This is a genomic window from Streptomyces sp. NPDC006372 (assembly GCF_040612515.1).
Taxonomy (GTDB): Bacteria; Actinomycetota; Actinomycetes; order Streptomycetales; family Streptomycetaceae; genus Streptomyces.
Map to the genome: position 1 here is coordinate 69,413 of NZ_JBEXQJ010000026.1, position 24,096 is coordinate 93,508.

Consider the following 24,096-nt stretch of genomic DNA (forward strand, 5'->3'; position numbering starts at 1 on the left):
CCCCCACCACCTCAACCCACCACGGTCACGGTCCCCGCCCCCACAGTCCGTCCACCCTCACGAATGGCGAACCCGAGCCCCGGCTCCAACGGCACCTCCCGCCCCAACTCCACAGTCATGGCAACCGTGTCACCGGGCCGAGCCACCCCCACCTCACCGAGGTCGACGACCCCCACCACATCCGCGGTCCGGATGTAGAACTGCGGCCGGTACCCACTGGAAACCGGCGTCGTACGCCCACCCTCACGCGCGGACAGCACGTACACCTGCGCGGAGAACCGCCGCCGCGGCTTCACACTCCCCGGCGCGGCCACCACATGTCCCCGCCGGACGGCATCCCGCGGCACCCCCCGCAACAGCAAGGCGACGTTGTCCCCGGCCTGCGCCTCCTCCATCGGCTTGCCGAAGGTCTCCAACCCGGTCACCACGGTCTCGACGCCCGCCCCGAGCACCTCCACCCGGTCACCGACCCGCACCACACCCCGCTCCACCGCACCGGTCACCACGGTCCCCCGGCCGGTGATGGTCAGCACGTTCTCGACGGACAGCAGGAACGGCGCGTCCAGATACCGCTCCGGCATCGGCACGTACGTGTCCACCGCGTCGAGCAGCGCCTCGATCGACGCCGTCCAGCGCGGGTCCCCCTCCAGCGCCTTCAGACCCGAGACGCGTACGACGGGTACGGAGTCACCGCCGTAGCCGTGCGCGGTGAGCAGGTCGCGAACCTCCAGCTCGACCAGGTCGGTCAGCTCCTCGTCGCCCGCGTCGGCCTTGTTGAGGGCGACCACGATGTGGTCGACACCCACCTGCCGGGCGAGCAGCACGTGTTCGGCGGTCTGCGGCATGATCCCGTCGAGGGCGGAGACGACGAGGATCGCCCCGTCGAGCTGCGCCGCGCCGGTGACCATGTTCTTGACGTAGTCGGCATGGCCCGGCATGTCGACGTGGGCGTAGTGCCGGGTGTCGGTCTCGTACTCCACGTGCGCGATGTTGATGGTGATGCCGCGCGCCGCCTCCTCGGGCGCCCGGTCGATCCGGTCGAACGGCACGAACGCGCCGGTGCCGCGGTCGGCGAGGACCTTGGTGATGGCGGCCGTCAGGGTGGTCTTGCCATGGTCGACATGGCCCATGGTGCCGATGTTGAGATGCGGTTTCGTACGGACGTAGGCCGTCTTGGACATGGCTGTACCTCGAAGCGTCTAGTCATGAAGTGGGACCCCGAGGACTTGCCCGACCCTCCCCTTGCGGGGTCCGCCGGACGAACCGGAGAGGGTCAGCTTCGGGCGCCGTCGGTGAAGGCGGTGAGATCGACGGCAGCCTTCGGGGCATCCGTGACCACGGATGCTGCGAGGGCGAAGGCGTGCCGGAACATGACGTCGATCATCGCCGACGCTTTACCCCACGTCGAATGGTTTTCGGCGGCTTCGGCGCGGGGTCGCGCACGGCCGGCTGTGACGCTCGTGAGACGAACCATACGGCGATCACACACATTTGTCGGTTAGTGTCACCGGATGCTCGATGCCACCACCCGCTCTGGGGGCACCGCCACGGCCTCTCCCCGGGCCACCGCCGCGGAGCTCGCCGTCGCCGTTCCCCCGGCCACGACCGCCTCGCCCGTCGCATCCACCGGTTTCGCCGCCCGCTGCGTGAGAGTCCTGCTGTCTCCGTGGTCGCGGCTCTCCCTGCTCGTCGCACTGCTCGCCGCGGGTGCCTGCACGGTGCTGCTGTTCGAGCCGCAGCGGCTGCTGACGCAGGGCTGGCCTCCGCAGCTCGGCGGGGCCGCGGCGGCGTTGGTGTTCACGGTGGCGTACGGCGTGTGCACCGTGGCGTTCGTGCCGAGGCCGCTGCTGAACCTGGCGGCGGGCGCGCTGTTCGGTTCGCAGCTGGGGCTCGGCGTGTCCCTGGCCGGCACGGTGCTCGGTGCCGGGATCGCCTTCTGTCTCGGCCGGGCGCTGGGCCAGGACGCCCTGCGGCCGCTGCTGCGCGGGCGCTGGCTGCAGGCCGTGGACGGGCAGCTCAGCCGGCACGGGTTCCGGTCGATGCTGGCGGTGCGGCTGTTCCCGGGTGTGCCGTTCTGGGCCGCGAACTACTGTGCCGCCGTCTCCCGCATGGGCCTGCTGCCGTTCCTGCTGGCGACGGGGCTCGGCTCGATCCCGAACACCGCCGCGTACGTCGTCGCCGGCGCCCGTGCCTCGGCCCCGACGTCCCCCGCGTTCCTGATCGCCCTGGCCTGCATCGCGCTGCCCGCGCTGGCGGGCGTGGTGGTGGCCTGGCGCAAGCGGCACCGCCTGCGCCAGCTCTGACGAAGCGTTACGCCCGTCCGGCTCACACCGTCTCGAGCACCATGGCGTTGGCGAGCCCGCCCGCCTCGCACATGGTCTGGAGCGCGTACCGGGCGCCGCGTTCCCGCATGGCGTGCACCAGGGTCGTCGTCAGACGGGTCCCGCTCGCACCGAGGGGATGCCCGAGCGCGATGGCCCCGCCGTGCACGTTGACCCGGGCGAGGTCGGCGCCGGTCTCCTGCTGCCAGGCCAGCACGACACTGGAGAACGCCTCGTTGACCTCGAACAGGTCGATGTCGTCGAGCGTCAGCGACGCCCTGCGCAGCACCTTCTCGGTCGCCGGGATCACGCCCGTCAGCATCAGCAGCGGGTCGGAGCCGGTGACGGCGAAGCTGTGCAGCCGCGCGAGCGGGCGCAGCCCGAGCCGGGCCGCGGTCTCGCTCGACGTGATGAGCACGGCCGAGGCGCCGTCGTTGATCGGGCTGGCGTTGCCCGGCGTGACGTTCCACTCGATCTGCGGGAACCGTTCGGCGAAACCGGGGTCGTAGTAGGCGGGCTTGAGCCCGGCGAGGATCTCGGTGGTGCTGCCCGGCCGTACGCACTCGTCGCGTGTGACGCCCTCCAGGGGCGCGACCTCGGCGTCGAAGAGCCCGTTCTCCCAGGCCGCTGCGGCCTTCCCGTGCGAGGAGACGGCAAAGGCGTCCATCTGCTCCCGGGAGATGGACCACTTGGCGGCGATCAGCTCGGCGCTGATGCCCTGCGGCACGAGTCCCTCGGGGTAGCGTTCCGCGATCCCGGGCCCGAAGGGGTCCTTGCCGGGAGGCACGTTCGACCACATCGGCACCCGGCTCATCGACTCGACCCCACAGGCCACGACGAGGTCGTACGCGCCCGAGAGGACGCCCTGGGCGGCGAAGTGCACGGCCTGCTGGGAGGAGCCGCACTGGCGGTCCACCGTGGTGGCGGGGACGGATTCCGGCAGGCCGGCCGAGAGGGCGGCGTAGCGGGTGGTGTTCATGGCCTGCTCGCCGACCTGGTCGACGGTGCCGCCGATGACGTCGTCGATCAGCGCCGGGTCGCAACCGGAGCGCTCGACGAGGGTGCGCAGGGTGTGGGCGAGGAGTTCGACCGGGTGGATGTGCGCGAGGGCGCCGTTCGGTTTGCCCTTGCCGATGGGGGTGCGTACGGCTTCGACGATCACTGCGTCACGCATGGGCGGGCCTCCGTGGCTACCAGTGAGTAGGAAATCCGAACTCACCGTAACCCGCTGAGTTGGAAATTCCAACCCTCTCCTAGACTGGCCTCCATGGCCGCCACCAAGGACCCGCGCCCCTGTTCCATCGCCGACACCCTGGCGCTCGTCGGCGAGAAGTACTCCCTGCTCGTGCTGCGGGAGGTGTGCCTCGGCAACGGCCGCTTCGACCAGCTGGTGCGCAACATCGGCGCACCCCGTGACATCCTCGCCACCCGGCTGCGCCGGCTCGTCGACGCCGGGATCCTGGACAGGCAGCCGTACAGCGAGCGGCCGCAGCGCTTCGAGTACCGGCCCACCCGGGCCGGACTGGAACTGGAGCCGGTACTGATGACCCTGATGGCGTGGGGCGACCGCCATCTGCGGACGGACGGCGACCGGCCGATGATCCTCGACCACTCCTGCGGCCAGGCGCTCGCCCCGGTCGTCACCTGCCGGGCCTGCGGAGACGAGGTGCGCCACGAGGACCTCACGGCCCGCCCCCAGACGCCCGGCTGGTCGGTGACCGGACCCACGGCGGCCTGAGCCGGACCCGTCGTGCGCACGGCCGGCTTCCAAACCCCTGTGTACGGGCGGTCACCCGGGGGCGCTACGCTTCCCCCTCGGCACATCTGATTCCCCGCTCATCACACAGGGCGGTCCGGTGTGCCCGTCGTCCATTCCACGATCGGCACTTGGACTCCGCTACCTCATGTCTTGGTTCGAATCACTCATCCTCGGACTCGTCCAGGGGCTGACCGAGTTCCTCCCCGTCTCCTCCAGCGCGCACCTGCGGCTGACGGCGGCCTTCTCGGGCTGGGAGGACCCGGGCGCGGCCTTCACGGCGATCACGCAGATCGGCACCGAGGCCGCCGTGCTGATCTACTTCCGCAAGGACATCGGGCGGATCCTGTCGGCGTGGACCCGCTCGCTCACGAACAAGGAACTGCGCGGCGATCCCGACGCGCGGATGGGCTGGCTCGTCATCGTCGGCTCGATCCCGATCGGTGTGCTCGGTGTGACGCTCAAGGACCAGATCGAGGGACCGTTCCGCGACCTGCGGATCACCGCGGCCATGCTGATCGGCATGGGCATCGTCCTGGGCGTCGCCGACCGGCTCGCGGCCCGCGACGAGGCCGGCGGCCGGCACCGCGCGCCCAAGCAGCGCAAGGCCCTGGAGGACCTGGGCGTCCGGGACGGCCTGATCTACGGCGTCTGCCAGGCCATGGCGCTCATCCCGGGCGTCTCCCGCTCCGGCGCCACCATCAGCGGTGGCCTGTTCATGGGCTACACGCGCGAGGCCGCGGCCCGCTACTCCTTCCTGCTCGCCATCCCCGCGGTGCTCGCCTCCGGCGTCTTCGAGCTGAAGGACGCGACGGAGGGCGGCCATGTCTCGTGGGGGCCGACGATCTTCGCGACGATCGTCGCGTTCGTGGTGGGTTACATGGTGATCGCCTGGTTCATGAAGTTCATCACCACCAAGAGCTTCATGCCGTTCGTGTGGTACCGGATCGCGCTCGGCATCCTCATCATCGTCCTGGTCACGATGGGTGCGCTGAGTCCGCACGCGGCCGAGTCGGCGGGCTGACGACGGCGCCGTGTGATCCGGCTCTCGTGACCAACCGCATAGGGATCGGGTAGCCGTCCGGTAGCGGGCTGTCAGTGGCTGCCCCTAGGCTTGTCCGCATGTCCCCCGATTCCGTGACCCCTGGTTCCGTGCGTTCCGCCGTCGAGGTCAACGAGGAGATCCGCGCGCTGTGGCGGCGCACGGGCGGCATCCTGTCGGCCGAAGAGCGCGCGGAGTACGAGCTGCTCGTCGTCGAGTGGGCCGCCGCGATCCGCGGCGGCGTCGTCAAGGCGGCCTGACCGGCCCTGCCCGCCGTGCCTAGGCGCGCAGCCGCGCCAGCACCTCATCGTCGACGTGGAAGGGCCGCTCTTCGGGCAACAGCCCGGCGGCCGCGTCGAGTTCACCCGCCCGCACCAGCGCATGAACCTCGGCGGCCAGCGGCGTGACGTCCTCGATCCCCACGATCCACTCGTCCGCGTACCGCGCCGCCGCCTCCCCCGCGAGCCCCAGCTGAAGCGACCGGTACGGCAGCGGCTCGAGCCGCAGATCCCGTTCCGGATCCCACTGCACCCGCGCGGGTGCCTGCCTCAACTGCCGCTTCCAGGCGGCCTGGTCCCCGTGCAGGTCGGGGACGTGGTGGGACAGGCAGGCGTTGCGCAGCGCCCAGAGGAAACCGTCCCGGCTGATCTCGACCGCCAGGACCGTCTCCCGGGCCCTCCTTCGTGCCCCAGCCGCAGCGGTACATCATCCACAGGAACGACGGCTTGATCCATGTCATGCGGTCGCGCTTCCAGGACGCCGGGAAGCGACCGTCGCGGGCGGCGGGGCCGCCGATCTCCGGGCGGTAGGCCTGGTAGACGGTGATCGTGGAGTCGGTGTGGCGGGCGCGGATACGGAATCGCGGTTCTTGTCGATCGTTCACGAAGGACAGGCTGGGCCCCGGGAGCCCCCGGCGGCCACCGAATATCACGCACGGCTCTTGGCTGGGCACCGCCCATGCCCAACACTGAGCCGATGACGCAGCGCGTGGAGCTCGCCACCGTGAGAGACCGGCTGGCCGTCGACGGGATGATCACCGACTACGCGGTCGCCGTCGACGACGGGGACTGGGAGGCGTACCGCAATCTGTTCGCCCCGGAGGGGCGCGCCGACTACCGCTCGGCCGGCGGTATCGAAGGCGAGGCCGCGGCGGTCGCCGCGTGGCTCGCCGAGAGCCTGCGATCGTTCCCGATGCGGCAGCATCTGATCGTCAACCGGCGCGTGCGGTTCGGAGTCTGGGAGCAGGACACCGGCGACACTGCGCGGGTCCAGGCCGACTACGTCAATCCCATGGCCACGTCCGGGCCCGCGCCCGACTTCGTGTGCGGTGGCCGGTACGCCTTCGCGCTGCTGCGCACGGACGACGGCTGGCGACTGAGCGAGGTGGTCGTACGGGAGAAGTGGCGGCGCCTCCCCGAGCGGCATTAGGCACCTGTGATCCACTGACCCGGCGTCCGCTGTCCTAGATCGTCCGCAGGGCGCACACTGGAGGCACCCGCGGGGTAGGAGGCGCCTATGAAGACGCTCGGCCACTGGCTCGCCTCCCCCCGGCGCCGCTCGGCCGCCGCGGCGGTCGCGGGCGCCCTGCCCGTCCTTGCCTTTCCCGCTCCGTCCCTGTGGTGGTGCGCCTACATCGTCCTGGTCCCCTGGCTCCTGCTGCTGCGCACCGCGCCGACCGGGAAACGGGCGGTGTACGAGGGCTGGTGCGGCGGCTTCGGCTTCATGCTGGCCATGCACCACTGGCTGCTGCCGAGCCTGAACGTGTTCACGTTCGTCATCGCCGCCCTGCTCGGCGCGCTGTGGGCCCCGTGGGGCTGGCTGGTGCGCCGTCTGCTCACGGGCGTCCCCTCGCCGGCCCAGGTCGCGGGCGCGCTGCTGGTGGTGCCGTCGGGCTGGCTGGGCGCCGAACTGATCCGTTCCTGGCAGGGCCTCGGCGGGCCCTGGGGCATGCTCGGCTCCAGTCAGTGGCAGGTCGAGCCGGCGCTGCGGCTGGCCTCGGTGGGCGGGGTGTGGCTGCTCAGTTTCCTGGTCGTCGCCGTCAACGTCGCGGTGACCGTGCTCGTGGCGGTCCGGCAATCCCGTGTGCCCGCCGTGGCCGGCATCGTCGCCACGGCTGCGGCCACGTCGGCCGCCTGGACGCTCTCGCCCCGCCCCACCGTCGACGGCCATCTCCGGATCGCCGTCGTCCAGCCGGGCGTCATCGACGGCCCGGACCGCCGGCTCGCCCGCGAGGAACAGCTCACCCGCCGCCTCGCCGGCCAGGACGTCGACCTGATCGTCTGGGGTGAGAGCAGCGTCGGTTTCGACCTCGGGGACCGGCCCGACCTCGCCCGGCGGCTCGCGGACCTGTCCCGTGCGACGGGCGCGGACATCATGGTCAACGTGGACGCCCGGCGCTCCGACGTGCCGGGCATCTACAAGAGCTCGGTCCTGGTCGGCCCGGACGGCCTGACCGGTCAGCGGTACGACAAGATGCGGCTCGTCCCGTTCGGCGAGTACATCCCGGCCCGCTCCCTGCTCGGCTGGGCCACCTCCGTCGGCAAGGCGGCGGGCGAGGACCGCAGGCGCGGCTCGCAACAGGTCGTGATGAATGTGGGAGACCGGCTGCGCGTCGGCCCGATGGTGTGCTTCGAGACGGCTTTCCCCGACATGACCCGCCACCTCACCCGGGAAGGCGTCGACGTGCTGATCGGCCAGTCGTCGACGTCGACATTCCAGCACAGCTGGGCCCCCGAGCAGCACGCATCCCTGGGCGCCCTGCGCGCCGCCGAGACCGGCCGCCCCATGGTGCACGCGACGCTCACCGGGGTCTCCGCCGTCTACGGCCCGAGCGGGCAGCGCGTCGGCCCGTGGCTCGGCACGGACGCCTCGGCCGCTCAGATCTACGCGGTCCCCCTCGCCCACGGCACCACGCCCTACGTCCGCTACGGCGACTGGACGGTGCACGCGGCGATGCTGGTCCTCGCCCTGTGGGCGGCCGGCGAGGGCGTCCGGACCCTGCGGCTCAGGCGGGCCGCTCCAGAACCGCACGTACCACCCGTTCGCACAGTTCGTGGGTCTCCAGCGCGTCCCGGGCGCTGAGTACCCGGCCCGTGCGCACGGCGTCGAGGAAGGCCAGCACCGCCTGCTCGATCCCGCGCTGCCGGGCCACCGGCACCCAGTCCCCGCGCCGTCGCACGGTCGGCTGGCCCTTGTGGTCGACGACCTCGGCGAGGTTGATCACCTGCCGCTTGGTGTCCTGCCCGGACACCTCCAGGATCTCCTCGGCCGAACCGCTGAGCCGGTTCATCACGCCGAGTGCGGTGAAGCCGTCCCCGGCGAGCTGGAGCACCAGGTGGTGCAGCAGGCCGTCGCGGACCCGGGCACGCACGGTCACGTCGTCGACCGCCCCGGGCACCAGGAACCGCAGGGTGTCGACGACGTGGATGAAGTCGTCGAGGATCATCGTGCGCGGCTCCTCCGGCAGCCCGATGCGGTTCTTCTGCATCAGGATCAGCTCGCGAGGGTGGTCGGCGCACTGGGTGTAGCCGGGGGCGTGCCGCCGGTTGAAGCCGACGGCGAGGCTCACGTCCCGCTCCTCGGCGAGCTCGACCAGCCGCACGGAGTCGTCGAGTGCGTAGGCGAGCGGCTTGTCGACGTACGTCGGGACGCCCGCCTCCAGCAACCGCGTCACGATCTCCGGGTGCGCGACGGTGGGGGCGTGCACGAAGGCGGCGTCGAGGTCGGCCGCGAGCAGGGAGTCGAGGGTGGTGTGCCGCCGCTCCCCGGGGATGTGCAGCCCGTCGGCGACCCGGGCGAGCGTGGCCGGCGTACGGGTCTGAAGGTGCAGCTCGGTCCCGGGCTGGAAGGCGAGGACCGGCAGGTAGGCCTTCTGCGCGATGTCGCCGAGTCCGATGCAGCCGACCTTCACGGGGTGTTCTCCTCTAACGGTTTCCTGCCGGGGCCTGTCCGGAAGCATACGGGTGCTGCGGGGGCCGCCAGTCGGCGATGCCGTCGAAGCCGCGCAGGAACAGGGCGGGCCCGGTCTTGGACAGCGCGGCCACGGCGTTGTCGCGTACGACGGTCCCCGCACGGCTGGTCATGAGGTTGAGACGGGCCACCTTCACGGCCTGGCGTGCGACGGCGGTCGTGCGGGGCAGCCGGGCGGCGGTGTAGGCGGGGAGGTCGTCGCAGTGGTGGGCGAGGACGACCGCGTCCTCGATGGCCTGGTTGCCGCCCTGGCCCAGCGTCGGTGGCATGGCGTGCGCGGCGTCGCCGACCAGGGCGACCCGGCCGAGGTGGTGGGCGGGCAGGGGTTGGGCGAGGTGATGGACGTCGTGGCGCAGGACGTCCTCGGGGCGGGCGGCGGCGAGCACGGCGGGGATCGGGTCGTGCCAGTCGCCGAAGCGGCGCAGCAGCTCGGCCCGCTCGTGGTCGGGGGCGCTGCCGCCGGCGGGTGTCACGGCGGCGGCGTAGGCGTAGACACGGCCGTCCTTGAGCGGGTGGGTGCCCCAGATGTGGCCCCTGCCCCAGGTCTCGTGGGAGGCGAACTCGGCGCCGGGGACGGGGATCACGACCCGCCAGGTGGTGAACCCGGAGTAGACGGCTCCGGGGTGGCCGGGGAAGAGCGCGTGGCGTACCGCGGACCGGACGCCGTCGGCGGCCACCACCAGGTCGGCCTCCAGCTCGCCGTCCGCGGTGGTGACTCGGGCCGGCCGGTCGGTGTCGCCGTGGTCGGTGAGGGTCGCGGCGCCGGCCGTGCGGACGGTGCCGGGCGGGAGCTGCGCGGCCAGGTGCTCGATGAGCGTGGCGCGGTGCAGCAGCACGAGCGGGCCGCCGAAGCGTTCGGCGGCGGCGTCCGCGGAGGAGCGCGAGAGCCACCGCCCGCTCGGTGTGCGCAGCCCGCCGTCCCCCGCCCAGGCCGCGAGGGCGCGGATCGTGTCGCCGAGGCCGATGACGTCCAGCGCCCGCAGCGCGTTGGGGGCGAGCGAGATGGCCGCGCCCACCGGCCGCAGCGAGGGGGCTCGCTCCAGCACGGTGACGTGCCGGCCGCGCCGGTGCAGGGCGGCCGCCGCGGTCAGGCCTCCGATGCCGCCGCCGATCACGACGATCCGCTCGGACCGTGCCATGACTCCTCCTCCGGGCCAGGGACTGACCATCCGTGCAACTACACCTGTAGTTCGCCATCGACGTTACTACACCCGTAGTGAGACCGGTAGCGTGAGCACCATGTCCGTACGCGCCGCCGGCCCTTCCCGCTCCGACCTCGTCGCCGACGCGGCCCTCGCCCTGCTCGCCGAGCGCGGGATGCGGGGCCTCACGCACCGGGCGGTCGACGAGGCCGCCGGTCTGCCCCAGGGCTCCACGTCGAACCTCGCGCGGACCCGGCAGGCCCTGCTGGAGCTGGCGGTGCGGCGGCTGGCCGACCGCGAGGCACGGGTGCTGGCGCTGCACGAGATGCCCGGCCCCCGGTCCGGCACCGACTCCCTCGCCGACGCACTGGCCCTGGCGACCCACCGCGCCCTGACGAGCAACCGCGCCCTGACGCTCGCCCGCTACGAGCTGGCCCTGGAGGCGACGCGCCGCCCCGAGCTGAGGGCCTGTTTCGACGCGACCGGCGCCCGCTTCCGGGACCAGCTCGCCGCCCTGGCCACCGGGATGGGCTCGACGGATCCGGCCCGGCACACGCTGTCGCTGATCGCGTGGGCGGACGGGCTGATGTTCAGCTGCGTCGCGGGGTCGTTCGGTGCCGAGGTGCCGAGCCTGGCAGAGGTCCGGGCCGGGCTGCGGGAACTGCTGGCCGGGATGGCCAGGGCCTGAAAAAGCCGTGGTGCCGTACGAGGTGCTGGGAAAGGATGCGGCCATGACGACCGAACGCCACATGCCTGACCCGACCGCCGACGAACGCACCATGCTGGAGGGGTGGTTGGAGTACCACCGGCAGACCCTCGCCTGGAAGTGCGAGGGTCTGAGCGACGAACAGCTCCGGTCCGCCGCGGCGGAGCCCTCCGAGCTGACCCTGATGGGGCTGGTGCGGCACATGGCGGACGTGGAGCGGAGCTGGTTCCGCCGGGTCCTGACGAACGAGGACGCGGCCCCGATCTACTTCAGCGACGAGGACCTCGACGGCGAGTTCCACCTGACCGAGGCGGACACCTATGAGGAGGCGTACGCCACCTGGCAGGCCGAGATCGAGACCGCCCGCCGCAACGCGGCCCGCTTCGGCCTGGACGACCTCTCCGAGGGCAAGCACCGGCGCACCGGCGAGCAGTTCAATCTGCGGTGGCTCTACACCCACATGATCGAGGAGTACGCGCGGCACAACGGCCACGCCGACCTGATCCGTGAGCGCATCGACGGCTCGACCGGCTACTGACGTCACCCGCGGCACACCGACGGCCTCCGTACGGGGCGCGAGATCACCCGTGCGGGGCATCCTCCGCCTGTCCGCTGCCCCACCGGGGGCCGGACGCAGCAGAGTGGCGCGGGTGCATCGAACGACGACCACCGCGACGCTCCTGGTGACCGTGGCTGTCTCGGCCCTGTCCGGTTGTATGACGGTCCAGCGCCCCTCCGTTCCCGGCCCGCCGACGGCACCGTCCCGGCCGTCGGCGCCGCGGTCGGAGGGGGCGTCGGAGACCCAGGTCGTGCAGGCACCGGCCCGAGAGGCCCTCGAACTCATCGAGACGTCCCGCAGCCCGGAGCCGGCCGCGTCCGAGCCCCGCCCGGCCGCCCCCGCGGCGGCCTCGCCGGAGCGGACCGTGCCGTCCGGACACCGCGACCACCGCCCGCGCCCGGTCCGGCCGGAGCCGCGCGAGCCGAGCCCGCGCAGCCCGCACCGGCAGCCTGTCGACGTCCCCGACGTCTCGGGCCGGGTACGGCAGGACGTCCAGAAGAACGTTCCGAACAACGCGGACGTCTGTGCGCTGGGCAGGCGCTACGGAGGGTGGCCGGCGGACAGCCCGCAGGCGACCATCTGCCGCGACGCCTACGGACGTTGACTCCCCTGGGTCAGGGCCGCTGCCGCGGCGGCGTCCACGCCCCTCCGTCGCCCTCTCCCAGCCGGGCCTCCCACCGTCGGATGGCGGCCCGTACACCCTCCCCGTAGCTGTCGTCGGCGAGGTCGGCGGCAGCCCTGCTGGCCCGCCGCAGATGGGTGCGGGCGGCATCGCACTGACCGAGTCCGGCGTAGTCGGCGGCCAGGCTCAGGTGCAGGGAGGGGTAGAAGGCGCGCACCGCGAGCGCCTCTTCCCGGGAGGCGGGACCGCCACCGGCGATCTCCTCCACCGCCGTCAACGCGCGCAGGTCCCAGGCCAGTTCGTCCGCGGGGTCGTCCTGCGTGTCGGCCAGGTAGTGGGCGAGGGTGCAGCGGTACAGCGGGTCACCGTGCTCCCCGAGCTCCGCCCACAGGTCCAGGAAGCGCCGCCGGGCCTCCTCCCGGTCTCCCGCGTGGTGCAGGATCACGACCTGCCCGATCCGCGTCAGCACGGCATCCGCCGCCGCCTGCCCCTGCCGCTCCGCCACCACGCCCTCCGCACGCTCGGCCGCTGTCTCCTCCCGACGCTAACCGCAGAACGGGAGGATCCGGCTCAGGCCGCTCCGTACGCCGCCGGCGGGGCGGCGATCGGTGCCGGCCCTCAGCCCAGGTTCGGAATCGTCCAGTCGATGGGTTCGTGGCCCTGGGCCGCCACCGCGGCGTCGATCTGCGTGAACGGCCGGGAACCGAAGAACTTCTTCGCGGACAGGGGCGAGGGGTGTGCGCCCTTGACCACCACGTGCCGGGTCTCGTCGATCAGCGGGAGCTTCTTCTGCGCGTAGTTGCCCCACAGCACGAACACCGCCGGGTCGGGCCGGCCCGCCACGGCGCGGATGACCGCGTCGGTGAACTTCTCCCAGCCCCGGCCCTTGTGCGAGTTCGCCTCGCCGCCACGGACCGTGAGCACCGCGTTGAGCAGCAGGACGCCCTGCTGGGCCCACGGCATGAGATAGCCGTTGTCCGGGAGGGGGGTACCCAGTTCCTCGTGCATCTCCTTGTAGATGTTCCGCAGGGACGGCGGGATCCGCACACCGGGCCGGACCGAGAAGCACAGCCCGTGCCCCTGTCCCTCGCCGTGGTAAGGGTCCTGACCGAGGATCAGGACCTTCACCTTCTCGTACGGCGTGGCGTCCAGCGCGGCGAAGACCTCCTCGCGCGGCGGGTGGACGGGGCCCTTCGCCCGCTCCTCCTCGACGAACTCCGTCAGCTCCTTGAAGTAGGGCTGCTGCAGCTCGTCACCCAGAACCCCGCGCCAGGACTCGGGCAGCATGGCGGTGTCGGTCACGTCAACGTCCTCACGATGTGCGGTCACTTCCAGGCCTCAGAACCTACCGGCGACCACTGACATCGTGCCCGGGGAGCCCCGGTCCCGTCCCGGCTACCAGGCGGTCTTGCGGTGCAGCTCCCACATCATCATGATCGTCGACGGGTCCAGGGCCCGCTCCGCGCCCGAGACGTCCCGGCTCGCCGCCACGTACTGCCTGCCCTGCCACAGCGGCAGCAGCCGTGCGTCGTCGACGAGGATCTGCTGGGCCTCCTCGAACTCCTTCACCACGTTCGCGCGGTCGCTCTCGCGGCGCGACCGGGGCAGCAGGTCGCCGGTGATCTCGGGCGCCGGGTAGGGCGTGCCCAGGGCGTTCTGCTCGCCGACGAACGGCGCGATGAAGTTCTCGGCGTCCGGGAAGTCGGGGAACCAGCCACGCCCGAACACCGGGTACTCGCCCTTGCGGTAGCCCTCGACGTAGGTCTTCCAGGGGCGGCTCTTGAGGTTGATCGTGAACAGGCCGGACTCCTCGAGCTGGCGCTTCAGCTCCTTGAACTCCGCGGCGGTCTCGGAGCCGTACCGGTCGCTCGTGTACCAGAGGGTGAGCGGGACCTTCCGGTTGATGCCCGCGTCGGTGAGGGTCTTGCGGGCCTTGGCGACGTCGGGGTCGCCGTAGTCGTCGAAGAAGCCCGTGGTGTGGCCGGTGAGGCCCTTGGGGACCATGGAGTACAGCGGGTCGACGGTGTCCTTGTAGACCTTGTGCGCGATCGCCGCCCGGTCCACGACCTGCGCGATGGCCTGGCGCACGGCCTTGCGGTTGGCCCAGGGGTCCTTCGGGTTGAACACCAGGTAGTTGATGTCGGTGCCCGTGCCCTCGACGAGCTGGATCTCCTCCTCCTTGGTGCCCTGGAGCTCGACGACGTCCCCGGCGGCAAGACCGCGGTAGGTCACGTCGATCTGCTGGTCCCGCAGGGCCTTGACCATGGCACCGGAGTCCTGGAAGTAGCGGATGGTGACCGCGTCGTTCTGGCGCTTCGCGAAGCCCTTGTAGGCGTCGTTGCGCACGAGGACGGCTTCCTTGCCGTCGTTGTACGAGTCGAGGCTGTACGGCCCGGAACCGACGACGTCATCGCCCTGCCGCAGGGAGTCCTCCGGATATTCCTGCGGGGCGACGATCGACATGGCGGGGGTCGCGAGCACGAACGGGAAGGTGGCGTCGGGCTTGTTGAGATGGAAGATCACCTCGCGGTCGTTCGGCGCCTGCACCCGCTCCAGGCTGCCCAGCAGACCGGCGGGGCCGCCGTTGACGTTGATCTTGCGGATCCGGTCGAAGGAGTACTTCACGGCCTGGGCGTCGAGCGCTTCCCCGTTGGAGAACGTCAGGCCCTCGCGCAGCTCGCAGCGGTACACCTGGTTCGAGGAGTCGCTGAAGCCGCACTGCTCGGCGGCGTCCGGCTGCGGCTCGCTCGCGCCCGTCGGATAGCTCAGGAGCGTCTGGTAGATGTTGCGGAACAGCTCCCAGGAACTGTCCCAGGAGGCCGCAGGGTCCAGCGTGCTGGGGGCACTGGTGGTGCCCACCACGATCGGCCCTTCGTCCTCCGGGGTGTCGGACGACAGCACGCCGCAGCCGGCGAGCAGGGTCGATATGGACGCGATGGCCGCCACCCGCCGCAGGCATCGGTTCCGGTTGAACACGCGCACGCTCCTCGATCTGCCATACCAAGGGTCGGCAGACCATACCGCAGTGCCGTGCCCGCTGACCCTCCCCCGGACATGACTCCTTGATCAGTAAACCCTTGACGACGTTGTCATCGCCCTTGGGGAGACCATGACGTCGGCACGGGCGCCGCTCATGTCGAGGGACGCCCGTGCCGAGCCGCGTGCGCGCCGCCGTCAGCCCGTGCCGGCGTTGAGGAAGATGCCGCCGTCCACGACGAGCGTCTGGCCGGTGACCCAGTCGGACTGCGCGGAGGTGAGGAACGCGGCCGCGCCGCCGATGTCCGAGGGCACGCCGAGCCGGCCCAGCGGGTAGGCCGCAGCGGCCTCCTCCTCCCGGCCCTCGTACAGGGCCTGGGCGAACTTGGTCTTCACGACCGCCGGGGCGATGGCGTTGACCCGCACCTTGGGCGCGTACTCGTGGGCGAGCTGCACCGTCAGGTTGATCATGGCCGCCTTGCTGATGCCGTAGGCGCCGATGAACGGCGAGGGCGACAGGCCCGCGACGGAGGCGATGTTGACGATGGCGCCGCCGTTGTCCTTCTGCCAGGCGTGCCAGGTCTTCTGGGCGAAGCCCAGCGCGGAGACGACATTGGTCTCGAAGACCTTGCGTGCGACGTCCAGGTCGAGGTCCGCGATCGGCCCGAACACCGGGTTGGTTCCGGCGTTGTTGACCAGATGGTCGACGCGGCCGAAGGCCTCCATCGTGCGCTCGACGGCGACGGCCTGGTGGGTCTCGTCGTGCGCCTTGCCGACGACGTAGATCGCGCGGTCGGGGCCGAGCTGCTCGACGGCCTCCTTGAGGGAGTCCTCGTTGCGGCCGGTGATGCACACGCGGTCACCGCGTGCGACGAGCGCCTCGGCGACGCCGTAGCCGATGCCGCGGCTGCCGCCCGTGACGAGGGCGGCCTTGCCGGAGAGTTCCACGGAAGTCATGTCTGCTGTCCTCTAGTCGAGCGGCCCGCCGGCCACGTACAGCACCTGGCCGGAGACGAACCCGGCCGCCTCGCCCGTGAAGAAGGCGATGGCGTTGGCGATGTCGTCGGGCTCGCCGACCCGGGCCACCGGGATCTGGGTGGCGGCCGCGGCCTTGAAGTCCTCGAAGCCCATGCCGACGCGCTCGGCGGTGGCCTTGGTCATCTCGGTGGCGATGAAGCCGGGGGCGACGGCGTTGGCGGTGATGCCGAACTTGCCGAGCTCCTTGGCGAGGGTCTTGGTGAAGCCCTGGAGGCCCGCCTTGGCGGCCGAGTAGTTGACCTGCCCGCGGTTGCCGAGCGCCGAGGACGACGAGAGGTTGACGATCCGCCCGAATCCGGCGTCGACCATGTGCTTCTGACAGGCCTTGGACATCAGGAAGGCGCCGCGCAGATGCACGTTCATGACGGTGTCCCAGTCGGAGACGCTCATCTTGAACAGCAGGTTGTCGCGGAGCACACCCGCGTTGTTGACCAGGATCGTCGGCGCACCGAGCTCCTCGACGACGCGGGCGAGGGCCGCCTCGACCTGCGCCTCGTCCGAGACGTCACAGCCGACCGCGACGGCCTTGCCGCCGGCGGCGGTGATCTTCTCGACGGTGTCCTTGCAGGCCGCCTCGTCGAGGTCGAGCACGGCGACAGCGCGGCCCTCGGCGGCCAGGCGTACGGCGGTGGCGGCGCCGATCCCGCGCGCGGCGCCGGTGACGACGGCGACCCGCTGCTCAGTGGTGGACATGGCTGCTTCTCCTCAGGTGAGCGACCGCTTAGTACCTTCAGTGGGTGTGACGCTAGAAGCCCTGGCACGCGGTGTCAACGGCCGGGCCCGGCATGTGATCCATTACCCGGACCCACAAGGCCCAGCGGACCACACCCGTCCCCCACCCGGCCCTGACCAGCCGCCCCGGCCACCCGATCAGCCCACGACCGCCGCGCCGACGCGCCGTTCGACACCTAGCGTCGAAGCGCGAGCCACCCGTGGCCGGAAACAGGGAGACCCTCCATGCGCCGTCGCACCGGTGCCATCGGCATGCTGTTCGCGATCGCCGCGATCATGCCGCTGGCCGCCCCCGCTCATGCCCGAACCGACCGGGACTGCCGTGACTTCGCGTTCCAGGAGGACGCGCAGGCCGTTTTCGACGCGGATCCGAGCGATCCCGACAAACTCGACGAGGACGAGGGCCCGGACGACGGCATCGCGTGTGAGGCGCTGCCCCGCCGTGGCTCGGGCATCATCTCCCCCACACACATGCCCACCCCCACGACCACCGCCACCCCTTCCGTCAGCCCGACGGCCCCCGCCACCATCACCCCCACCACCGCCCCGTCCCGCGGCGTGCGGGGCGGGGTGGGCGGCGCGGTGGCCTCCGGGCCGAGCCGCTGGGACGTGGCCATCGGGCTGACCTTCGCCCTGAGCGCCCTGCTCACGGCGGGCTTCTTCCTGAGGCGACGTCTGAAGTCACGTCTGCGGTGACGTCCGAGGTGCGTGTGCGGTGACGTCGGGGACCCGGCCCGACCGTGTCCCCGACCGGTCCGTCAGCGCACCAGCAGGTCCAGCAACCGTTCCGTCTCCGCCGCCGGATCGGTGGTCAGGCCGGTGTGCACGGGGCCGGGCTGGACGATCGTCGAACGGGGGGCGACGAGCCAGCGGAAACGGCGGCCCGGATCGTCTCCCGATGCCTGGCCGGCCGCCGTGCCGCCCGCGCAGACGCCTTCCACGGCCCGCAGGGCGGCGTGGATGCCCGTCACGTCCGCCCGGGGGTCGAGGGCCAGCAGGCGTGCCTCGTCGAGGTGCGTGCGGGCACCGACGTAGGACTCGGCGCGGCAGTAGACGAGTACCCCGGCGTTGATGCACTCGCCGCGCTCGACGCGCGGGACGACGCGCAGGATCGCGTACTCGTAGACCTGGCGGTCCCGCGTCCCGCCCCTGATGATGTGCCGGTCGCTCACTTGATCCCCTGGATACGGTCGTGGATGACGGCGGCCCGGGCGAGCAAGGGCCGCGCATAGGCCCGCCGCAGGTCGTCGGGTGTGTCGAAACCGGGCTCGCCCGTCAGCCAGGCGTCCGGGACGCGGGCCGTGACGTCGGCGAGCAGTTCCTCGGTGACCAGCGGCGCCAACTCGGCCGCGGCACCGGCCACATCGGGCCCGAAGGGCGCCAGGGCGTGGTCGGAGGCGTCGTACGGGCGGGCCGCGGAGGCTTGCACACCGGGCCAGTTGTGGTGCCAGATCATGGTCGCCCCGTGGTCGACGAGCCACAACTCCCCCTGCCACATCAGCAGGTTGGGGTTGCGCCAGGACCGGTCGACGTTGCCCACCACCGCGTCGAACCAGACGATCCGCCCGGCCTCCTCCGGGCCGACCGGGAACGCGAGGGGGTCGAAGCCGAGCGCACCGGAGAGGAAGTCCATGCCGAGGTTGGTCCCGCCGCTGGACCTGAGCAGGCTCTGCACCTCCTGGTCGGGCTCGGAGAGCCCCAGCTCCGGGTCGAGCTCGACCGTGACCAGCCGCGGCACCCGGAGCCCGAGCCGGCGGGCGAGCTCCCCGCACACCACTTCGGCGACGAGCGTCTTGCGCCCCTGTCCCGCGCCGGTGAACTTCAGGACGTACGTCCCGGAGTCATCGGCCTCGACGAGTCCCGGCAGCGAACCGCCCTCCCGCAGGGGCGTGACGAAACGGGTCGCGATCACTTCCTTGAGCATCGCCCCAGGTTACTGACGCGATGGCCCGGGACCGCTGTCGGCGTCGTGGCGGCGGGCGGGAAACCGACAGCGAACCGACAGCGAGGTTTTGTCCACAGCTGCTCCCGGCCGGGTCAGGATTTGGGCACCGTCTGAACAGGTGGTCCGCCGGGCCCGTACCTCCCGGCAGATCATCGCAAGCCTCCCGAAGGGAAATGTCAGTATGACCAGCGCATCGCTCCAGCCCGCATCCGGACCGGCCCGTCGTACCGTCGTGGCGGCGGCCGGAGCGGCGGGCCTCGCCGCCGCGCTGACCGCCTGCGGAGGCTCGGACGACAGCTCGTCCGGCTCCGTCGACTCCTCCGGCTCGTCCGGCACCGCCCAGGGCGACCAGGGGGCGGGCAGCACCCCGTCGAGCGGCGGGGGCGGTGCCGCGGCAGGCAGCGCGCTCGCGTCGACCGCCGACATCCCCGAGGGCGGCGGCAAGGTCTTCGCCGACCAGAAGGTGGTCGTCACCCAGCCGACCGCGGGCGAGTTCAAGGCGTTCTCGGCCACCTGCACCCACCAGGGCTGCGCGGTGAAGAGCATCGCGAACGGCGTCATCAACTGTCCCTGTCACAACAGCAACTTCTCGATCACCGACGGCAGCGTGAAGAGCGGCCCGGCGCCCAAGCCGCTGCCGGAGATGAAGATCACCGTCGACGGCGACTCGATCACGCTCGCCTGAGCTCGTCCCGGGGACGCGTGAGACATGCCAGCACCTCGTCCGTGGTCGCGACCGTGGCGACCAACGCGAGGGTGTGGCGGATCATCGCGGGGGTGTACTCGGCGGGCACCCCCTCGATGGCGTCCGCCGGGACGACGGCGGTGTATCCGCGGTTCACGGCGTCGAACACGGCGTTGGGAACCGCCACGTTGGCCGAGACGCCGGTGACGATCAGCGTGCGGCAGCCGAGGTTGCGCAGCAGCGGGTCGACGTCCGTGCCCTGGAGCGGCGACAGCCCGTGCAGGCGCCGGACGACGAGGTCCTCCTCGGCGACCTCGATCGGGGCCGCGACGCGCACCGCGTGCGTGCCGGTCAGCTGCCGTACGGGCAGGCGTTCGGCGGCGCGGAAGAGGCGGGCGTTGCGGCTGGCGCCGCGGCCGTCGGGGCGGCGTTCGGCGATGGCGTGGACGACCTGGACACCGCCCGCGTGGGCGGCGGCCACCAGGCGGGCGACGTTGGCGAGCACTCCGCCGGAGCGGGCCGCCTCGGCGAGTTCGGGCAGCGCGCTGTCCTCTCCGACCACGCCTTCCTGGCATTCGACGGTGAGCAGCACGGTGGTCGGCGGATCGAGGAGTTCACTGAGCTCTGCGTACGAGGGCACGGTTCCCCCTGGGCGCCGGTGGCGGGTCGGGCGAGCGTAGCCACCGTTGCGCACGGAAGGAAGACATCGCATTCTTTTTCTGACGTGATGTCAGAGGATCTCCCTCTGGCACGACGTGGGAGAAAGAAAGAGGGGGAGCATGACCGTCACGCAGCAGCGCCGGGGCCGGAAGATCATGATGACGCCCGGTGAGCTGGACGATTTCCTCACCACGCAGCGCACCTGCCGGGTCGCCACGGTGTCGGCGGGCGGCGCTCCGCATGTGAGCACGCTGTGGTTCGCCTGGGACGGCAGGTCGATGTGGCTGTACTCGGTCGTGCGCAGCAAGCGGTGGACCGACCTGCGGCGCGACCCGCGGGTGGCCATCGTGGTCGACACCGGTGAGGAGTACGACGAGCTGCGCGGCGCCGAGCTGTCCGGGACCGTCGAGTTCGTGGGCGAGATACCGCGCACCGGCGAGCTGCGCGCCGAACTCGACGTCCCGGAGATGCTGTTCGCCCGGAAGAACTTCGGCCTGGAGGAGATGCCGCACGACGGCCGGCACGCCTGGCTGCGGCTGACGCCCGAGAAGGTGGTCTCCTGGGACTTCCGCAAGCTGGCCGGACAGTAGCGCCTCAGCCGAGGCTCTCCCCCGCCGCCTGGAGGGCCTTCACCGCCGCCCGGATCGACGGGCGGCGGTCGGCGTCCGCACGCCAGACGACGTACACATGCCGCCGCACCCGCTGAGCGACGGGGACGGTCACCACCCCGTCGGGTACGGGGCGGCGGCCGAGCAGCGGAGCGATGCACACGCCGAGGCCCGCGGCGACCAGCGCGAGCTGGGTGTGGGTCTCGGCGGCGCGGTGGCCGACGATCGGTTCGATGCCCCGGGACCGGAGCGTGAACATCAGCCACTCGTGGCAGAACTCCCCGTCGCCCCAGGTGATCCACTCGTCGTCGGCGAACTCGCCGAGGTCCACCTCGTCGCGCCCCGCGAGCCGGTGGCCGGCCGGCATGGCGACATCGGCGGGGTCGTCCAGGATCGGCGCCTTGACCAGGCCGTCGGGCAGCGCCATCGGCTTGTTGTACCAGTCGAGCACCACCGCGAGGTCGAGGTCGCCGCGCACCACACCGGCGAGGGCGTGCTCCGGCTCCAGCTCGCACGAGCGCAGCCGCAGCGCCGGATGCTCCCGGCGCAGCGCGGACAGCGCGAGCGGGAACAGCCCGCGAGCCGCCGTGGGGAACGCCGACAGTCTGAGTTCACCGACGACCTGCCCGCGCTGCGCCTCCAGATCGGACTGGGCGAGCTCCACCTGGGACAGGATGCGCGCGGCATGCTCCGCGAGCAGCCGGCCGGCGTCGGTGAGCCGCACGCCCCGGCCGTTCTTGGCGAGGAGCTGCTGGCCGACCTCCCGCTCCAGCTTGGACATCTGCTGGGAGACCGCGGACGTCGTGATGTGCAGGCCCTCGGCCGCGCCGCTGACCGAGCCGTGCCGGGCGAGGGCGTCGAGGGTGCGCAGGCGCTCCAGGTTCAACATGTAAGCGATACTACGCAGTACCGGGTGTGAAATCTCGATTGTGCTACGAGGTCTTGTCCACCATCGTGGCTGCCATGAGCACCGTCACCCCCCGCAGCCGGGTCACTGTCGCGCCCCCTTCGAGCGGCCCCCGGCCCCGTCGCCGTCTCGACTGGCGTCTCCGTTTCGCAGCCCTGTCCCTGATCTGGGGCTTCAGCTTCCTCCTCATCAAGGTGGGCACCCAGGGATACGCGCCCTTCCAGGTCACGCTCGGCCGGCTGGTGTTCGGTACGGCGGTGCTGGCCGCCGCCATGGCGGTACGCCGTGAGCGACTGCCGCGCGGGGCGCGTGTCTGGGGGCATCTGGCGGTCTCCGCGTTCCTGCTCAACGCCCTGCCGTTCTCGCTGTTCGCGTACGCGGAGCTGACCATCCCGTCCACGCTGGCGGGCATCTGCAACGCGACCTCGCCGCTGTGGGGCATGGCACTGTCGCTGGTCGCCCTGTCGGAGGACCGTCCGACCCGGGTGCGGGTCGCGGGGCTGGGGCTCGGCTTCCTCGGCGTCCTCACCGTGCTGGGCGCCTGGCAGGGCTTCCACGGCCTGGACGCCGGCGGCACGGCGCTGGCCCTGCTGGCCTCCCTCAGCTACCCGATCGGCTGGATCTACGTCCGCCGCACCCTGGCGGGCACCGGCCACTCGCACCTGTCGATGACCGGCGCGCAACTGCTGCTGGCGACGGTCCAGCTGGCCGTCGTCACCCCGCTGTTCACGACCCTGCCCGCCGAGCTGTCCCCCGTGCCGCTGCTGGCGATCGCCGCCCTGGGGGCGCTGGGCACGGGCCTCGCGGTGCTCCTCCAGTACGGCCTGGTCGCCGAGGTCGGCCCGACGACGGCCCAGATGGTCACGTACTTCATCCCGGTCATCGCCACGGCGGCGGGCGTCGCGCTCCTCGGCGAGTCGCTCGCGTGGTCGACACCGGTCGGGGCGGTGATCGTCCTGACGGGCGCGGCACTCACACAGGTCCGGCCGAAGCCCCGGTCGTGACGCGTCCCCCTCCCCGGCGCTCAGGCCGCCTCCGCCTCAGATGTAACTCATGTCTCGGATGATGTAGCTCCGCGCCTCAGACGTAACTCCGCGCGGGAGACGGCCGGAGCGCCGAGGCGATCGCGTCGGCCAGTGCCTCGGTCTCGTCCTCGGTGAGCGTCGAGACGGTGACCCGGACGCCGGGCGGTGCGCTCAACCGGAAACGGGCACCGGGGGCGACGGCCCAGCCGGCGTGCAGCAGCCGGGCGACGGCACCGGTCTCGTCCGGTACGGGCACCCACACGTTCATGCCACTGCGCCCGTGTGCCGCGACGCCGCGCCGGTCGAGCGCGCCGATCAGCGCGTCCCGGCGCCGCCCGTACGTGGCTGCCACCACGCGTGTGTCCACCGCCCCGTCGGCCCACAGCCGCACCAGGGCACGCTGCATCAGCAGGCTCACCCAGCCCGGCCCGAGCCGTTGCCGTCCGCGGACCCGGTCGACGGTGACGCCGTCCCCGGTGAGCAGGGCGAGGCGCAGATCAGGCCCGTAGGCCTTGGCGGCCGAGCGCACGAACGCCCAGTGCCGGGTGACGCCGGCCAGGGGGTGGAGGGGCACGTCGACGATGCCGTGGCCGTGGTCGTCCTCGATCAGCAAGGTCTCCGGGTACTCCGGGAGCACCGACCGCAGGGCACGCGCGCGCGTGGCGCTCACCGCGGCGCCGGTCGGGTTCTGCGCCCGGCCCGTGACGATCAGGGCACGCGCCCCGGCCGCCAGCGCCCGCCGCACGTCGTCGGCGCGCGGCCCCTCGTCGTCGACGCCGACGGGGACGGTCCTCAGCCCGAGCGCGGGCACGAGGTCGAGGGTGCGGCCCCAGCCGGGGTCCTCGACGGCGACGGCGTCGCCGGGCTTGAGGTGGGCCGCCAGCACCCGTTCGACACCATCGAGCGCACCCGACACCACGGCGAGCGGCCCGTCCGGCACTCCGTCTGCGTCGAACCCGGCGCGGGTGAGCCGGGCCAGCTCCGGATCCAGCGGATCGTGCCCGTACAGCACGGGCGCACGGTCACCCTCGGCGGCGGCCGCCGCGAAAGCCGCCGCGAGCGGCGGCAGCAGCGCCGTGTCCGGATCGCCGTTCGCCACGTTCCGCACACCTTCGGGGACGTCCACCCTGATGTGATCCCGCCCGGTCGTCGCGGGCGCGGAGCGCACCCGGCTGCCGCGCCGACCCCCCGTCTCGATGACCCCGCGCTCCCGCAGGGTCCGGTACGCGGCCGCGACCGTGTTGGGATTCACCCCGAGCCGCTCCGCCAACTCCCGCATGGGCGGGAGCAGTTGACCGGGCTGCAAGGCGCCGGTCCCCACCGCCCGCTCGACGCTCGCCGAAATGTCCGCTGCACGGCGTCCGCTGATCGGATACTCTCCTAGCACAAAGCCAATTATGCAC

General features: G+C 71.9%; 27 protein-coding genes and 1 pseudogene. 13 read left to right on the forward strand and 15 right to left on the reverse strand.

Going from position 1 to position 24,096, the window contains the following annotated elements; translation table 11 throughout:
* Window positions 1-11 precede the first annotated feature (11 nt).
* Window positions 12-1,181, reverse strand: coding sequence for an elongation factor Tu (gene tuf / locus ABZ016_RS30480; RefSeq protein WP_356919917.1), 1,170 nt, complete (start codon window positions 1,179-1,181; stop codon window positions 12-14).
* A gap of 330 nt (window positions 1,182-1,511) precedes the next feature.
* On the opposite strand from tuf, the gene ABZ016_RS30485 reads away from it, so the two are divergent.
* Entirely contained in the window at window positions 1,512-2,303 is a 792-nt protein-coding gene (locus ABZ016_RS30485; RefSeq protein ID WP_356919918.1) for a TVP38/TMEM64 family protein, read from the forward strand.
* A gap of 22 nt (window positions 2,304-2,325) precedes the next feature.
* Here ABZ016_RS30485 and ABZ016_RS30490 read toward each other — a convergent pair whose 3' ends face one another.
* Window positions 2,326-3,495 (reverse strand): thiolase family protein, encoded by a 1,170-nt coding sequence (locus tag ABZ016_RS30490; protein ID WP_356919919.1) that lies wholly within the window; start codon window positions 3,493-3,495, stop codon window positions 2,326-2,328.
* 93 nt (window positions 3,496-3,588) lie between these two features.
* Here ABZ016_RS30490 and ABZ016_RS30495 point away from each other — a divergent pair, with 93 nt between their 5' ends.
* The 3 genes from ABZ016_RS30495 (at window position 3,589) to ABZ016_RS30505 (ending at window position 5,379) form a co-directional block, all read left to right on the forward strand.
* The gene (locus ABZ016_RS30495) at window positions 3,589-4,059 is read left to right on the forward strand and encodes a helix-turn-helix domain-containing protein (RefSeq protein WP_356919920.1); all 471 of its coding nucleotides are present in this window, start codon (window positions 3,589-3,591) and stop codon (window positions 4,057-4,059) included.
* A 166-nt stretch (window positions 4,060-4,225) separates the two neighbouring features.
* Window positions 4,226-5,101 carry an undecaprenyl-diphosphate phosphatase gene (locus tag ABZ016_RS30500; protein ID WP_356919921.1) on the forward strand — a complete coding sequence of 292 codons (876 nt, stop codon included), beginning with the start codon at window positions 4,226-4,228 and terminating at the stop codon, window positions 5,099-5,101.
* Between the two features lie 98 nt (window positions 5,102-5,199).
* Window positions 5,200-5,379, forward strand: a complete 180-nt coding sequence (locus tag ABZ016_RS30505) for a hypothetical protein (RefSeq protein ID WP_356919922.1) — start codon at window positions 5,200-5,202, stop codon at window positions 5,377-5,379.
* 19 nt (window positions 5,380-5,398) lie between these two features.
* Here ABZ016_RS30505 and ABZ016_RS30510 read toward each other — a convergent pair.
* Window positions 5,399-6,002: pseudogene (locus ABZ016_RS30510) on the reverse strand (DUF4291 domain-containing protein).
* A 92-nt stretch (window positions 6,003-6,094) separates the two neighbouring features.
* On the opposite strand from ABZ016_RS30510, the gene ABZ016_RS30515 reads away from it, so the two are divergent.
* Together ABZ016_RS30515 and lnt are read left to right on the forward strand one after the other, a co-directional pair.
* Complete coding sequence (locus ABZ016_RS30515; protein WP_356919923.1) at window positions 6,095-6,547, forward strand: nuclear transport factor 2 family protein; 453 nt, start codon at window positions 6,095-6,097, stop codon at window positions 6,545-6,547.
* Window positions 6,548-6,634: 87 nt separating this feature from the next.
* Window positions 6,635-8,200 (forward strand): apolipoprotein N-acyltransferase, encoded by a 1,566-nt coding sequence (gene lnt / locus ABZ016_RS30520; RefSeq protein WP_356919924.1) that lies wholly within the window; start codon window positions 6,635-6,637, stop codon window positions 8,198-8,200.
* Here the strand turns inward: lnt and ABZ016_RS30525 are convergent.
* Window positions 8,124-9,029 carry a Gfo/Idh/MocA family oxidoreductase gene (locus ABZ016_RS30525; protein ID WP_356919925.1) on the reverse strand — a complete coding sequence of 302 codons (906 nt, stop codon included), beginning with the start codon at window positions 9,027-9,029 and terminating at the stop codon, window positions 8,124-8,126. The genes lnt and ABZ016_RS30525 overlap by 77 nt on opposite strands.
* Window positions 9,030-9,042: 13 nt before the next feature.
* A complete protein-coding gene (locus ABZ016_RS30530; RefSeq protein ID WP_356919926.1) occupies window positions 9,043-10,227 on the reverse strand; it encodes an FAD-dependent monooxygenase in 1,185 nt (394 codons plus the stop codon).
* A 100-nt stretch (window positions 10,228-10,327) separates the two neighbouring features.
* On the opposite strand from ABZ016_RS30530, the gene ABZ016_RS30535 reads away from it, so the two are divergent.
* The 3 genes from ABZ016_RS30535 (at window position 10,328) to ABZ016_RS30545 (ending at window position 12,099) form a co-directional block, all read left to right on the forward strand.
* Window positions 10,328-10,918 carry a TetR/AcrR family transcriptional regulator gene (locus ABZ016_RS30535; RefSeq protein ID WP_356919927.1) on the forward strand — a complete coding sequence of 197 codons (591 nt, stop codon included), beginning with the start codon at window positions 10,328-10,330 and terminating at the stop codon, window positions 10,916-10,918.
* Window positions 10,919-10,961: 43 nt separating this feature from the next.
* Entirely contained in the window at window positions 10,962-11,474 is a 513-nt protein-coding gene (locus ABZ016_RS30540) for a DinB family protein (RefSeq protein ID WP_356919928.1), read from the forward strand.
* 112 nt (window positions 11,475-11,586) lie between these two features.
* On the forward strand, window positions 11,587-12,099 hold the full coding sequence (locus ABZ016_RS30545) for a hypothetical protein (RefSeq protein ID WP_356919929.1): 513 nt from the start codon (window positions 11,587-11,589) through the stop codon (window positions 12,097-12,099).
* Between the two features lie 10 nt (window positions 12,100-12,109).
* Here ABZ016_RS30545 and ABZ016_RS30550 read toward each other — a convergent pair whose 3' ends face one another.
* From ABZ016_RS30550 to fabG, 5 genes are all read right to left on the reverse strand, one after another.
* Window positions 12,110-12,622, reverse strand: a complete 513-nt coding sequence (locus ABZ016_RS30550) for a hypothetical protein (protein WP_356919930.1) — start codon at window positions 12,620-12,622, stop codon at window positions 12,110-12,112.
* Between the two features lie 113 nt (window positions 12,623-12,735).
* Complete coding sequence (locus ABZ016_RS30555) at window positions 12,736-13,419, reverse strand: uracil-DNA glycosylase (protein WP_356919931.1); 684 nt, start codon at window positions 13,417-13,419, stop codon at window positions 12,736-12,738.
* A gap of 93 nt (window positions 13,420-13,512) precedes the next feature.
* Window positions 13,513-15,093, reverse strand: a complete 1,581-nt coding sequence (locus tag ABZ016_RS30560; RefSeq protein WP_356919932.1) for an ABC transporter substrate-binding protein — start codon at window positions 15,091-15,093, stop codon at window positions 13,513-13,515.
* A 198-nt stretch (window positions 15,094-15,291) separates the two neighbouring features.
* Entirely contained in the window at window positions 15,292-16,050 is a 759-nt protein-coding gene (locus tag ABZ016_RS30565) for an SDR family oxidoreductase (protein WP_356919933.1), read from the reverse strand.
* Window positions 16,051-16,062: 12 nt separating this feature from the next.
* The gene (fabG, locus tag ABZ016_RS30570; RefSeq protein ID WP_356919934.1) at window positions 16,063-16,824 is read right to left on the reverse strand and encodes a 3-oxoacyl-ACP reductase FabG; all 762 of its coding nucleotides are present in this window, start codon (window positions 16,822-16,824) and stop codon (window positions 16,063-16,065) included.
* Between the two features lie 264 nt (window positions 16,825-17,088).
* On the opposite strand from fabG, the gene ABZ016_RS30575 reads away from it, so the two are divergent.
* Window positions 17,089-17,559, forward strand: coding sequence for an excalibur calcium-binding protein (locus ABZ016_RS30575; RefSeq protein WP_356919935.1), 471 nt, complete (start codon window positions 17,089-17,091; stop codon window positions 17,557-17,559).
* Between the two features lie 62 nt (window positions 17,560-17,621).
* Here the strand turns inward: ABZ016_RS30575 and ABZ016_RS30580 are convergent, their stop codons facing one another.
* The gene (locus ABZ016_RS30580) at window positions 17,622-18,035 is read right to left on the reverse strand and encodes a DUF3037 domain-containing protein (protein WP_356919936.1); all 414 of its coding nucleotides are present in this window, start codon (window positions 18,033-18,035) and stop codon (window positions 17,622-17,624) included.
* Complete coding sequence (locus ABZ016_RS30585; RefSeq protein WP_356919937.1) at window positions 18,032-18,787, reverse strand: HipA family kinase; 756 nt, start codon at window positions 18,785-18,787, stop codon at window positions 18,032-18,034. The genes ABZ016_RS30580 and ABZ016_RS30585 overlap by 4 nt, the downstream gene beginning before the upstream one ends.
* Before the next feature lie 202 nt (window positions 18,788-18,989).
* On the opposite strand from ABZ016_RS30585, the gene ABZ016_RS30590 reads away from it, so the two are divergent.
* Window positions 18,990-19,493, forward strand: a complete 504-nt coding sequence (locus ABZ016_RS30590) for a Rieske (2Fe-2S) protein (RefSeq protein WP_356919938.1) — start codon at window positions 18,990-18,992, stop codon at window positions 19,491-19,493.
* Here ABZ016_RS30590 and ABZ016_RS30595 read toward each other — a convergent pair.
* Complete coding sequence (locus ABZ016_RS30595; RefSeq protein WP_356919939.1) at window positions 19,480-20,133, reverse strand: cysteine hydrolase; 654 nt, start codon at window positions 20,131-20,133, stop codon at window positions 19,480-19,482. The two genes, ABZ016_RS30590 and ABZ016_RS30595, sit on opposite strands and share 14 nt — an antisense overlap.
* A gap of 139 nt (window positions 20,134-20,272) precedes the next feature.
* Between ABZ016_RS30595 and ABZ016_RS30600 the strand changes: the two genes are divergently transcribed.
* On the forward strand, window positions 20,273-20,743 hold the full coding sequence (locus ABZ016_RS30600) for a pyridoxamine 5'-phosphate oxidase family protein (RefSeq protein WP_356919940.1): 471 nt from the start codon (window positions 20,273-20,275) through the stop codon (window positions 20,741-20,743).
* A 4-nt stretch (window positions 20,744-20,747) separates the two neighbouring features.
* Here ABZ016_RS30600 and ABZ016_RS30605 read toward each other — a convergent pair whose 3' ends face one another.
* Entirely contained in the window at window positions 20,748-21,650 is a 903-nt protein-coding gene (locus tag ABZ016_RS30605) for a LysR family transcriptional regulator (protein WP_356919941.1), read from the reverse strand.
* Between the two features lie 74 nt (window positions 21,651-21,724).
* Here ABZ016_RS30605 and ABZ016_RS30610 point away from each other — a divergent pair, with 74 nt between their 5' ends.
* On the forward strand, window positions 21,725-22,672 hold the full coding sequence (locus ABZ016_RS30610; protein ID WP_356919942.1) for a DMT family transporter: 948 nt from the start codon (window positions 21,725-21,727) through the stop codon (window positions 22,670-22,672).
* A gap of 76 nt (window positions 22,673-22,748) precedes the next feature.
* Here ABZ016_RS30610 and ABZ016_RS30615 read toward each other — a convergent pair whose 3' ends face one another.
* Window positions 22,749-24,080, reverse strand: coding sequence for an aminotransferase class I/II-fold pyridoxal phosphate-dependent enzyme (locus ABZ016_RS30615; RefSeq protein WP_356919943.1), 1,332 nt, complete (start codon window positions 24,078-24,080; stop codon window positions 22,749-22,751).
* Window positions 24,081-24,096: the final 16 nt, after the last annotated feature.